Origin of the sequence: Schaedlerella arabinosiphila, from assembly GCF_003885045.1 — a bacterium.
Taxonomy (GTDB): Bacteria; Bacillota; Clostridia; order Lachnospirales; family Lachnospiraceae; genus Schaedlerella; species Schaedlerella arabinosiphila.
The window spans coordinates 5,306,452-5,319,715 of record NZ_RHJS01000002.1 but is presented as its reverse complement, the minus strand read 5'-3'; the positions used below and the strand labels follow the sequence as shown (position 1 = coordinate 5,319,715).

Sequence of the window (13,264 nt, the reverse complement as noted above, 5' to 3'; positions counted from 1 at the left end):
TTATCTATAAAAATGTTAGAATTGGCCCGATTTTACTTGACATAATCCCAGAAAATGGTACTATTAAAAATGAAATATTATCCTAAAAAATAACAGAGGAGGAGTAGGTATTCATGAAAAAACGAATATGTGGATTCAGGCAGAAGCTGGGAATCATTCTGGCGGCAGGAATGATTGTCAGTAATATGAATTTTGCTGTGCTGCCTGTGTCTGCAACGGAGGGAGATCCAACACAGGAAATTACTACATCCGCAGATCCCGCGGTACAAGCTGTATTGGATGCTATGAGCAGCCTTCCTTCACTTGACGCTGTCAAAGAACTGTCATTGGAGGAGCTGACAACTATTGGGAATCAGGTAACGGACATTTCTGAGAAAATTCGCTTTTTGAGTCCCGAGCAAAAAGAATTGCTTGGAGATACAGCAAATACATTTGAAGAAATAGAGAATTATTTTAAATCAATGGCGGAATCAGACATCCAGGTTGCTGAAGAGAATACAGCTTTAAAAGAGTTATCTGAAGAAGATAAGGCAAATCTTGTTAAAGCAGTAACCGACCGCCTTGCAGCAAAAATTAAAGAAGTAGCCGCAGGTACTCTGCAAAGCACGCAGTTTGACGTATTAGATATTGTTCGTACATATGGTAATGATGAAGCTGCTTGTTATGAATTAAACGCAAAGGGCAATGAGCTTTTGCAGTCATTGAATCTGAGTTGCCAAAACAACTTATTTTGGTTTGATAAATCTCATGACAAAGCATTTGATTTTTCATTCCAGCTTCAGACAACCACTATAGGAACAGAAAAAACTGTATCTGCAATATCCGCAGTTTTCAGCTTTGTAGTTTCACCAGAGTATCGCGTAAGTGCTGACAATCTTTATACTCTTGACAACACAAAGATCAATTCTGCCAATACCGCTTTAAATAAAGCGCAGGAAATTGTCAATGCCAATGCCGGCAAGTCAGATTATGAAAAGCTGCTTGCATACAAAAATGAGATCTGTGCATTGACAAGTTATGATCACGAAGCTGCCGAGCCCGGCTACAGCGGGTCAAAGGCGCCCTGGACAATGGTTTCCGTATTTGACGGCAATCCGGATACAAAGGTTGTATGCGAGGGATACGCTAAAGCGTTCCAGTATCTTTGTGACCTGTCCACGTTTAAGAGCGCAAAGTGCTACACTGTTTCCGGCAACATGGCCGGCGGAACCGGAGCCGGCGGACATATGTGGAATATTGTTTCCATCGGCAGCAGCAATTACCTGGTAGACGTTACCAACTGTGATGACGGCGCAGTTGGCTCTCCCGATAAGCTGTTCATGGCGATTCCTTCCAGCGGTGCCTGGAACGGTACATATACGTTTTCAGCGGCCAGCAACATCAATTATACTTATGATCCTGATCAGATCGGGTATTACGGTGAAAGTATCTTAAAGCTTGCAACCACCCCCTACGATCCGACCAAGGAACCAGTTGAAGACGATACAGATAAACCCGATACTGACAAGCCCGGAACAGACAAGCCAGACAAGCCGAACAAACCCAGCAAACCTTCCAAGCCAAGCAAACCCGGAAGCAGCAGCTCAGGCAGCAGTTCTTCCGGAAGCAGCTCCAGCAATCAGAGCGGAAATAATACAAGCACCCAGACAACGACCTGGGCGGCGGAAACCAACTCTTCCGATCAGAATACATACCGCCTGGAGGTGCGCAGCGCAATTGAGGTTTCTGCAGAGCTTGCAGGAAATGACACGCTGAACACACCGGAAAAGATTGAAAGCCAGATCAGAAACAGCCTTACAGCAAAAGGCATTTCCAATGACAATATCAGGGTTTATGATGTTGCGTTGCAGGTTTATGTAAACGGTGCATGGCAAAATGTAAGCGCGGAAAATTTCCCGGCTGAAGGCGTTACGGTTACCGTACCTTATCCGGCAGGGACAGACAGCACATATAACTTTGTAGCAAGCCATTTGTTTACAAAGAGTATGAATGGATATTCTGCGGGACATATTGAGACATTCCCGGAGAGCGGTACAATCAAGACATCACCGGCAGGTATTTCCTTTACCGTACACGGACTGTCTCCTATCTCCGTAGGTTGGAGCAAAACCGCTGTCAACAGCAATGCATCCGCGAATGTAAGCCCCAAGACCGGGGATCACACAACGATCTTACTGTATATGGTTCTGATGATTTTCGCTGCCGCGGTAATGGGAACTGTATATGTAAAACAGATTCGTATCAGAAGGAAATAATTTACGGAAATCCAAAGGATTGGATGCCGTTGCTGCGAGCACCCGGTCAGGGTGTGAACAGTAACCGTTTATAATGCTGAAAGGAGAGCGAGTTTCGCTCTCCTTTATGGTAGGTGGCTTTTATGACAGAATTAGATTATGATTATCTCGCTTCGCTGGTACAAAAAATTCAGGACGGTGATACGGACAGCTTTGCAGAGCTTTATTCCGTTACATATCAAAGGCAATACTCCTTTGCCTGCCAATTCGTAAGGGACCCCTATCTGGCCCAGGATATCCTGCAGGAGCTTTATATCCACGCCTTGAAGCATATTAAGCAGCTTCGGAACCCCAGGCTGTTCGTATCCTGGCTGAATCAGATCAATTTCCGCCTGTGCTTTGATATGAGCAGGAAAAACAAACGAAATCAAAAGGAGCTCTGTCTGGAGGAAGCCGCTCCCGCACTCTCCGGCTCTGCTTCTGATTCCGAAGACCCCATCGACCGCTACAGCCGCAGGCTGGAGATTTTTGATCAGATCAAAGCGCTCCCGGAGAGGGAATGCCAGGCAATCCTTATGAAATATTACCATGATATGAAGCTCGACGAGATTGCTTTCGCCATGGGGTGCAGCAAAAGTTCCGTCAAGCGTTATCTCAGCAGGGGATATGAAAAGCTCCGTACGACACTGGAGGACTTTCCATTTATTTCATAAGAAACAAAATAACTGCTATATGAAAAAAGACGGGCAAAAAGCAATCGCTTCTTACCCGTCTTTCTTCATACGGCAGATTTTTTAACATCCGTTTTTATCTGCCTGTATCTTTTTTATTCTTCTTCCACTGTCACTTCTACCTTATGCAGCTTCCAGATATCTCTTACATACTCTTCGATGGTCCGGTCGGATGTGAACTTGCCGCAGCATGCGGTGTTCATCATCGCCATCCTGGACCAGCGGTGTTCGTCGCGGTATGCTTCTTCCACACGCTTCTGCGCTTCCGCATAGGGCCGGAAGTCCTTCAGGATAAAGTACATGTCAGCCCGGGGCGTACACTGTGTATTGAGCAGTGAATTGTACAGGTTCTTGTACATGTTGTGGTCGCCGTGAGCGTAAGTGCCGTCCATGAGCTGGTCGATCACACGTTTTAATTCCCAATCGCTGAAATAGATATCAATCGGGTTGTAGCCGCCGTGGTTCTCATAGCGGATGACTTCCTCGGATCTCATACCGAAGATGAATGCATTGTCCATGCCTACTTCTTCCACGATCTCCACGTTTGCGCCGTCCATGGTTCCAAGTGTGGGCGCGCCGTTGAGCATGAACTTCATGTTTCCGGTACCGGACGCTTCCTTGGATGCGGTAGAGATCTGTTCGCTGACGTCTGCCGCCGCAAAGATCATCTCCGCATTGGATACCCGGTAGTCCTCAATAAATACCACCTTAATCTTGCCGTTGATGCTCCGGTCGTTGTTGATCACCTCTGCAACGGAGTTGATCAGCTTGATGGTCTCCTTCGCGCGCTGGTAGCCTGCAGCCGCCTTTGCGCCGAAGATAAATGTCCTGGGATAGAAGGACATCTCCGGATGCTCCTTGATCTGGTTGTACAGATACATCACATGGAGGATGTTCAGAAGCTGGCGCTTGTATTCGTGCAGACGCTTCACCTGTACGTCGAAAATGGAGTGGGGGTCAACTTCGATCCCGTTATGCTCTTTGATATATTTTGCCAGGCGGATTTTGTTTTTATGCTTGATCTGCATAAATTCCCGCCGTGCCTGTTCGTCATTCACCAATGGCTTCAGCCGTGCGATCTGGGACAGGTCGGTGATCCAGCCGTCCCCGATCCGTGCGGTGATCCAGTCTGCAAGGAGCGGATTGCCGTGAGCCAGGAAACGTCTCTGGGTAATGCCGTTGGTCTTGTTGTTGAACTTCTCCGGCATCATCTCATAGAAATCTTTCAGTTCCTGGTTTTTCAGGATTTCGGTATGGAGCTGTGCAACGCCGTTTACGGAAAATCCGGAAATAATCGCCATATTCGCCATGCGCACCTGTCCGTCCCAGAGGATCGCCATCTTCTTCAGCTTTTCGTCATTGCCCGGGTATTTTGCGCGTACCTTCTCTACGAAACGGCGGTCGATCTCCTGGATGATCTGGTAAATACGGGGAAGCAGTTTGGAAAACAGGTCAATGGGCCATTTTTCCAATGCTTCTGCCATGATCGTATGGTTGGTATACGCACAGGTCTTGCTGGTGATCTCCCATGCATCCTCCCAGCTAAGATATTCCTCGTCAATCAAAAGATGCATCAGCTCCGGAACAGCGATGGTCGGATGGGTATCATTCATCTGGATGACCACCTTGTCAGGAAGCTTGCTTAAGTCATTGCCATGCTCCCTCTTAAACTTCGCCAGCAATGCCTGGAGGCTGGCGGAAATGAAGAAATACTGCTGTTTCAGGCGCAGTTCTTTTCCGGCATAGTGGTTGTCGTTGGGGTACAGCACCTCGACGATATTTTTTGCCAGGTTCTCCTGCTCCACGGCCTTGTGGTAATCGCCCCGGTCAAAGGAATCGAGCTGGAAATCGGTGATCGCTTCCGCATCCCAGATACGCAGTGTATTGACCACATGGTTGCCGTAGCCTACGATGGGCATGTCATAAGGAACCGCACGTACGGATTCGTAGCCTTCCTGGACGAACTTATCCCTTCCGGTCTCCGGGTCCTTTTCAAAGCGTACGCTTCCTCCGAAACGGACTTCTTTCGCGTATTCCGGACGGCGCAGTTCAAAGGGGTAGCCCTCCTTCAGCCAGTTGTCCGGCGCTTCTACCTGGTAGCCGTCCTTGATCCTCTGTTTGAACATCCCGTAACGATAACGGATTCCGCATCCATAAGCCGGATAGTTCAGGGTTGCCAGGGAATCCAGGAAACATGCGGCAAGCCTTCCGAGTCCTCCGTTTCCAAGAGCCGGATCTGGTTCCTGATCCTCAATCGCATTGAGGTCCAGCCCCATCTCGTCCAACGCCTCCTTGACCTCTGTGTACGCGGTCAGATTGATCAGGTTATTGCCAAGGGCGCGTCCCATCAGGAACTCCATGGACATATAGTATACCATCTTTGCTTCTTTTTTCTGGTAATATGCTTCCTGTGTCGCCAGCCAGTCATCAATGATCTGTTCCTTCACCGCGTAAGAGACCGCCTGAAAAATCTGCTGCTGAGATGCTTCTTCGATCTTTTTCCTGTAAAGTGTCTTTACATTGTCCTTTACTGCTTCCTTGAATGTTTCCTTATCAAATCTTTTACTGTTCATTGGTTTCTCGTTGCCTCCCTTATAAGTCTCATTGCTTATCTTTTCTCTTTCTCGCCAGGGCTGCCCCATGCGGCTTTTTACACCTTTTGAACGCCGATGGAAACGTCCTCCCCGTTGATCTTCCATGCTTTTACATACCCCTCGGGAGCCGCCTTTGCGACGCTGTCCGCAAGTACGTCGCTTCCGATGGATTCTGCGTATCCGGCAAACACTGCTTCGGCTTTCGCGCTTCCTTCATAGGTCACCCGGATCTTATCCATAACCTCGAAGTCCGCTTCTTTCCTCATCGTCTGGATCTTGCTGATGATCTCCCGGACAAAGCCTTCTTCCAGCAGCTCTTCCGTCAGGTTCGTGTCCAGTACGACTGTGATTCCGCCGTCGTTCTCTGAGACGAATCCCTCTACCTGCGCGGCCTCGATCAGCAGATCTTCCCGAAACAGGGTGATCTCCTGTCCGTCCACATCCAGCTTTAATGATCCTTCGGCATTGACCTCATCCATAGCGGCATTGCCGTCCAGATTGTCCAGCGCTTTTCGGATTCCACCTAACATTTTACCATACTTTGGTCCAATTGTCTTTAATTGAGGCTTAAAATTATAAGAAGTAAAGTCCCTAACATCCTGGGTAAACTTCATGTTCTTTACATTGAGCTCGTCTGCCGCGATCTCCTGGTAATATTCGGGCAGCTCAAATTCTGCTTTCACGAACATCTGTCCGATGGGCTGGCGGTTCTTGATGTTGGAGGTATTGCGGCACGCACGGCCCATAACCACCAGCTTCAATACATGTTCCATGTTGCTTTCCAGCCCGGAATCAATGTACGTCTCATCCGCCCGCGGAAAATCGCACAGATGGATGCTCTCCGGCGCTTCCGGATTGATGCCGCACACCAGGTTCCGATAGATCTGCTCCGTCATAAACGGGATCAGCGGCGCGGCTGCCTTTGCCACGGTCACAAGGGCGGTATACAAGGTCATATAGGCGTTGACCTTATCCTGTTCCATGCCCTTTGCCCAGAAACGCTCCCGGCTTCTGCGCACATACCAGTTGCTCATGTCCTCTACAAATTCCTGGAGCGCGCGGGCGCTTTCCGGAATCCGGTAATTCTCCAGATTGCTGTCCACGGTCTTTACCAGCGTGTTCAGCTTGGAGAGGAGCCATTTGTCCATCACGGTCAGGGTGTCATAGTTCGGAACCGTGATCTTCCCGTCCTGTGTTTTGGACAGTCCGTGCTCATAGGGATTGAACCCGTCAATGTTGGCATACAGCACATAGAACGCATAGGTGTTCCAGAGGGTTCCCATGAACTTGCGCTGGCCTTCCATGACGGCCTTGCCGTGGAAACGATTTGGCAGCCAGGGCGCGCTGTTCACGTAGAAATACCAGCGGATCGCGTCTGCGCCGTATTTTTCCAGGGCGTCAAAGGGGTCTACCGCATTTCCCTTTGATTTGCTCATCTTCTGGCCCTTTTCATCCTGGATATGTCCCAGAACGATGACATTTTCGTAGGGCGACTTATTGAAGATCAGCGTGGAGATCGCAAGCAGGGAGTAAAACCACCCGCGGGTCTGGTCCACGGCTTCGGAAATGAACTGGGCCGGGAACTGCTGCTCGAAGATCTCCTTATTTTCAAACGGATAGTGATGCTGTGCGAAAGGCATGGATCCGCTGTCAAACCAGCAGTCGATCACTTCCGGCACACGGTGCATCTCTTTGCCGCAGTGCGGACATTTTATCGTAACTTCATCAATGTAGGGGCGGTGCAGCTCAATGTTGTCCGGACAGTTATCGGACATGGATTTCAGCTCTTCGATGCTTCCGATCGAATGCATGTGCCCGCACTCGCATTCCCAGATATTCAGCGGGGTTCCCCAGTAACGGTTGCGGCTGATGCCCCAGTCCTGGACATTTTCCAGCCAATCCCCGAAACGGCCCTTGCCGATGCTCTCCGGAATCCAGTTGATGGTGTTGTTGTTGGCGATCAGATCGTCTTTTACAGCAGTCATCTTGATGAACCAGGATTCCCGCGCGTAGTAGATCAGCGGGGTATCGCAGCGCCAGCAGTGGGGATAGCTGTGTTCGAACTTGGGCGCGTCGAAGAGAAGCCCTCTTGCATCCAGTTCCTTGAGCACCTCCGGGTCTGCCTTTTTCACAAATAATCCGGCAAAGGGGGTGGATTCCGCCATATTTCCCTTTTCATCTACAAGCTGTACGAACGGCATGTCGTATTTCCGGCATACGTTTGCGTCGTCCTCACCGAAAGCGGGGGCGATGTGTACCACGCCGGTACCGTCTGTCAGCGTCACGTATCCGTCGCAGGTGACATAAAATGCTTTCTTATGCTGGCCTTTGATGCCGTCCGCCGCACACTGGTAGAGTGGTTCGTATTCTTTATATTCCAAGTCTTTTCCGACATAGGTCTCCAGAATCTCATAGGCCGGCTTTCCGTCCTTCGCCAGAGGCCCTAATACTGTATCCAGCAGGGCTTCCGCCATATAATAGGTATAGCCGTCCGCGCAGGATACCTTTGCATAGGTCTCCTTGGGATTGATACAGAGCCCCAGATTAGAGGGCAGTGTCCACGGCGTGGTGGTCCATGCCAGGAAATACGCGTCCTCGTCTTTGACTTTGAAGCGGACGATGGCGGAGCGTTCCTTGATATCCTTGTACCCCTGAGCTACTTCCTGTGCGGAAAGCGGGGTTCCGCAGCGCGGGCAGTAGGGCACGATCTTGAAGCCCTTGTACAGAAGGCCCTTGTCCCAGATCTGCTTTAACGCCCACCATTCGGACTCGATGAAGTCATTGTGGTAGGTGACATAGGGATTGTCCATATCCGCCCAGAATCCGACGGTGCCGGAGAAATCCTCCCACATGCCTTTGTATTTCCAGACGCTTTCTTTACATTTGTCAATGAACGGTTCCAGACCGTATTCCTCGATCTGCTCTTTACCGTCCAGGCCCAGAGCCCGCTCCACTTCCAGCTCCACCGGAAGCCCGTGGGTGTCCCAGCCTGCTTTCCTGGGAACCTCGTACCCCTTCATGGTGCGGTAACGCGGGATCATGTCCTTGATCACACGGGTCAGCACATGCCCGATGTGGGGCTTGCCGTTGGCCGTCGGGGGGCCGTCATAAAACGTATACATGGGGCTGCCTTCCCGCTCCTTCATGCTCTTGCGGAAAATGTCATTGTCAGCCCAAAATTTTTCGACTTCTTTTTCTCGCTCTACGAAATTCATATCCGTAGATACTTTCTTATACATTGCTTCCCTTCCTTTCTCTCTTCTTTTTTTGTTTTCTGGTATGGTTTTGTCCGGCGGTCTGCAGCGGAAAAAAGTGTGCGTCCCAACGCGCCTTGCGCCGGAGCGCGGCTGCATGGGCAGTCTCATGCGCGCAGTGCACATCTCAATAGAATAAAAATGCTCCCGTCCTGTAATAGGACGGAAGCGTATGCTCCGTTGAAACCACCTGTTACAACATGTTCAGATGCAGTGCTCCTTTTAGATGAAAACACGGTGCTCTGACCTCTCTGTCATTTATGTGTTCCGGTAACGGCGGAAAACCGTCAGCTCTTACTGTCCGGCATGAAATCGGGGTACTGCCCGCTGCTTAAGTGTCCCACCGTACGCGCAGGGCTGTCATGAGATGCCGCCGCGGGTGGAGTGCCGGGGTTCGGAAGCTGCAACTCGGGAGTGATCTTCGGAAAAAACTTACTTGTACCGGGCTCTCACCATCTCCGGCTCGCTTGTAGCTTCGGTATTCTTCCTACTGTCTCCGTCATGGCCTTTCCTGATTTCTTAAATTCTCTTTACCACAGGGATATTATAAGTAGAACCTGCGGATTAGTCAAGAGGTTTTCTCATTTTTCCGATTCCGTCTTTTTCTCTCCTGCGCCCTCTTACGGCGATTCAGGCTGATGCACAGGACTACAATCAGCAGGACTGCCGCCCCGCCTGCCACGATCATCTGCCGGGTAGAAAACCTGCCCAATTTTGCCGGGGAGCTTTCCCCGCTTTTTCTTTTACTTCCGTCCGCCGGCGTCCATTCCATTTCCGACTCCTGGCCAAAGTAGGACTGGTTCAGAACTACAGCCGCATGTCCGGCTTCCTGGCCCGCATAGGTATATACGATTGTCCCGGCTCTCTCACTGCCGAACAGGGCATCATCCTCTCCGGCTGCGTTCCCGAATGTTCCGCTGTCTCCGTCTGAGCCGGACGATCCTTCTCCTGCAGTTTCATCCGCTTCCGGCTGGGTTCCGTCTGCCGAAACCGGTGTTGTGCCTGCCTGAGCTTCGGGTGTCCCTTCCTCTCCCGGCTGCGTACCGTCGGCACCATCCGCCTGAGCTTCGGGCGTTCCATCGGCTCCCGGCTGCGAACCATCCGTCTGAGCTTCGGGCGTTCCGTCCGCTCCCGGCTGCGCTCCGTCCGCTCCATCCGCCGGCGCTTCAGGCGTTCCTTCTGCCCCCGGCTGGGTTCCGTCCGCTCCATCCGCCGGTGTCTCGGCCGGAGGTGCCGGCGGCGCGGTCAGCACTTCAATCCATCGGTCAAAGGAAACCGCCCCTGTGCCCGCAGGCGCTTCCGCCGCAGAAATCTGACATTCCAACTGTGTAAAATCCACCCCCGCAGGAAGCACCACGTACGCGCCCTCATCCTGGAAGGTCTCAATGTCCCCGGAGGTTTCCTTGTCCGCAATGGTGACTTTTGTAAAATTCCCGAACGCATAATCCAGCATGGCCCGGGTATCCTCATAAGCCTGTATTCCATAATCCGCCATCACCACCGCCGCCAGGCGCATCTGCCCGTTATCGGCCATGGTCACCAGCGTAGTTCCTGACTGGTCTGTATATCCGGTCTTTCCGCCCCGGCAAAATTCGTAATAAAATTCATTTTCCGGCCAGAGCATCCGATGATTCTGCCAGCAGGTACGGGCCTCGTTTTTCAGGCTGGTAGGCGCGATGGTATACTCCAGCGCCCCCATAAAATGGTGGAACGGCTCGTACTGATACACAGCCGAAGCGATCCGTGCCATATCATGGGCCGTTGTATAATGCTGGTCGTCATGCAGCCCGTTGGCATTGACCCAGTGCGACCCCGTACATCCCAGTTCCGCAGAGCGCTCGTTCATCCGGTCGATGAACGTCTGGTAGGTTCCGCCCATCTTGATCCCCATATTCTCCGCCACCGCGTAGGAAACTTCATTTGCCGATGCGAGAAGCACCGCGTGCAGCGCGTCATTCAGGCTGAGCTGCTCTCCCGCAAGCATCCCGATGCTGGCGTCCCCCGGCTCCAGAAAGCTGATGCTGTCCTCCGTAAATGTCACCGTATCGTCAGGCTCTCCCGTCTCCAGCGCCACAAGCGTTGTCAGCAGCTTCGTGATGCTGGCCGGAAAATGCTGTTCCTCCGCGGCCTTTGCGTACAGCACCGCGCCGCTTTCCATATCCATGACGATGGCCGATGCCGCGTGCACCTTCGGCCCCTCGGGCCACCCGGGCAGTTGGTTGGAATCCGGTATCGTCTCATAAATCGCATTTTTTCTGGCTTCTTCCTCCGCCGCCAGTTCCTCCGGTGTCTTTTCCGGCTGGGGTGCTTCCGCGCCGTCCGCCGCGGGAGTCTCCTGCCCTTCTTCTGCAAAAGCCGTAAATCCAGGGCTGACTGCCAAAAGCGCGGCCGCCAGAACCCCTGCCAAGACCCTTTTTCCTGTCATATGCAACCTCCCTGTCCAAATACAGCGTTCCTATTTTTCCCGCATCATGCTCTGTACTTCGATCTCCGTCTCGCCCATGCCGATCACGTCGTCCCTCTGGATCAGTACAGGCTGGGTGACCCGTTTTCCGTTCAGATACGTGCCGTTCCGGGAGCCCATATCCTTCAGATACAGCTTATCGTCCTTCTGAATGATCGCGCAGTGCAGCTTGGACACCCTCGGATCATCCCCAATGGACATGAACTTTTCAAACTGCGGAAAACTCCGCCCTCTCCCGATCCCGAGATTTTCATAAAAAACAAATGTAGACTTCTGCCAGGTGCTGAGATTCTCTATGGACAGCTTCCATAATTTTTTCCCGGAAGGACGGTTTGCGCCCCGCGCTTCGCCCGGCCGGTTCTGTCCGTCCCGTCCGGGAGCGCCCTCCCTGGGTCTCCTGCCCTGCCCTACGATCACCGGGCCTTCCTCATGTTCCGGTTCCTCCTGCTCATCGTAAGCCCCGTCCATATCCTGCGGCGCTTCCCCGGCTTCCTCCCCGTATCCTTCATCATAATCATAATCTTCATCGTCGTCCTCATAATCTTCCCCGTCATCCTGCCGGTTTTTCATCAGGGCCGCGATGATGATTATGATCAAAATCACCGCGACGGCGATCAATATTCCCATTATAACCAGATACTGCATATGTATTCACTCCTTTGTATATCGACGGCATCCCGCGCATTACTGCTGTCTGAAACGCCTTTATAGCTGTTCGGGACAGATCGCCGGACAGCTACTTACTTTTTATCAGATGTATTGTGCTTTCTATCGTACTATATTTTTACGATTCAAGCAAGCATGTAATGGGAAAAAGAGACAGAAACCAGTAAACCAGGGGCACACCTGGGCGATGTGTGACCTGCCGCATTTGCCATGGGACGGTCGCCGCGGTCACAGCGGATCAATCAGGATCTTCCCCTTCTCATGCTTGTCAATCCCCCGGTAAATTTCCCTGTCACAATGTATTTCTTACTCCTTTTTGGTATAGAACTCCTGGTACTCCTTCGGAGACATCCCGAACTCTTTCTTAAACGCCCGGAAAAAGCTGGAATAATCCTGAAACCCGTACATAAAACAGGCTTCGCCGATACCCGTGCGGCTGCAGATCGCGTCCCGGCACATCCGAATCCGTTTTTTCAGGATGAACTGGTGGACGGAAAGCCCCAGATTTGCCTTAAATATATGGGCAATATGGTATTTGCTGACATAAAATTCCCGGGACAGCCTTTCAAGAGAAAGGTCCTCTTCTATGTGTTCCTCGATATACCGCAGCAGATTCGGATACAGTCCCTGTTCCTCACAGGGCATTTTGGTGTGCTGCTCTTCATAAACCGTGCGGTTCAGGTGCAGGATCAGGTCATTGACACACACTGAGATCTGTACCGCCTTTCCAAACCGTTCCGAATGGATCTCTTCAATCAGCCGGAACACTTTGGCCTGCACCGCCTTGAACGCAAGCAGGTCATAATGGAAAAGATACCATTCTGTCTCATCTGCCAGACGCATCAGATACGTATAATCAGGGGAGATCCCGGACAGTGCACGGCAGTATGTACGGCTGATCCAGAATACAAAGCGTCTGTAAGGAACGTCCAGGCTGTGTACCTTGGCAAAGTGCGGAACACCCGGCGGGATCAGAAGCATGTCTCCGGCGCTCAGGGCATGTTCCTCCCCATGAATATGAATCGACACATCTCCCTCCAGGAAAAAATAAAACTCATAGTAATCATGAACATGGCTCTTTACATTATAAGAATGGCGGTCAGAATAATAGTAGATTTCAAAATCCCCTGACAGCATGTACTGACGGGGGCTGAATGCAGTCTGTAATTTCTTTTTCAAAGGAGGGCGCCTTCTTTCCTGTTTTGTTCCGGATATTCCACCTGTCTTTGAGAATAGCACAATACCGCAATTTTTGCAATGTACACAACAACTCCTCCTATCGAATATTGCCGGTACCGGAGTATAATAGGCAGTATCCAAT

General features: G+C 51.2%; 7 protein-coding genes. 2 read left to right on the top strand and 5 right to left on the bottom strand.

The annotated features are described in order from the left end of the window. The first annotated feature begins 113 nt into the window (after positions 1-113). Together EBB54_RS25095 and EBB54_RS25090 are read left to right on the top strand one after the other, a co-directional pair. Complete coding sequence (locus EBB54_RS25095; RefSeq protein WP_125129455.1) at positions 114-2,255, top strand: hypothetical protein; 2,142 nt, start codon at positions 114-116, stop codon at positions 2,253-2,255. Positions 2,256-2,377: 122 nt separating this feature from the next. After that, positions 2,378-2,947 (top strand): RNA polymerase sigma factor, encoded by a 570-nt coding sequence (locus tag EBB54_RS25090; RefSeq protein WP_004081689.1) that lies wholly within the window; start codon positions 2,378-2,380, stop codon positions 2,945-2,947. A gap of 113 nt (positions 2,948-3,060) precedes the next feature. Here EBB54_RS25090 and EBB54_RS25085 read toward each other — a convergent pair whose 3' ends face one another. The 5 genes from EBB54_RS25085 to EBB54_RS25065 form a co-directional block, all read right to left on the bottom strand. Next, positions 3,061-5,538: a glycogen/starch/alpha-glucan phosphorylase gene (locus tag EBB54_RS25085; protein ID WP_125129454.1), complete on the bottom strand. Its 2,478-nt coding sequence runs from the start codon at positions 5,536-5,538 to the stop codon at positions 3,061-3,063. A 77-nt stretch (positions 5,539-5,615) separates the two neighbouring features. Next, on the bottom strand, positions 5,616-8,798 hold the full coding sequence (ileS, locus tag EBB54_RS25080; protein ID WP_125129453.1) for an isoleucine--tRNA ligase: 3,183 nt from the start codon (positions 8,796-8,798) through the stop codon (positions 5,616-5,618). A 583-nt stretch (positions 8,799-9,381) separates the two neighbouring features. Then, entirely contained in the window at positions 9,382-11,238 is a 1,857-nt protein-coding gene (locus EBB54_RS25075) for a serine hydrolase (protein ID WP_125129452.1), read from the bottom strand. A gap of 30 nt (positions 11,239-11,268) precedes the next feature. Further along, complete coding sequence (locus EBB54_RS25070) at positions 11,269-11,922, bottom strand: FHA domain-containing protein (RefSeq protein ID WP_125129451.1); 654 nt, start codon at positions 11,920-11,922, stop codon at positions 11,269-11,271. Between the two features lie 327 nt (positions 11,923-12,249). Further along, on the bottom strand, positions 12,250-13,122 hold the full coding sequence (locus EBB54_RS25065; RefSeq protein WP_125129450.1) for a helix-turn-helix domain-containing protein: 873 nt from the start codon (positions 13,120-13,122) through the stop codon (positions 12,250-12,252). Positions 13,123-13,264: the final 142 nt, after the last annotated feature.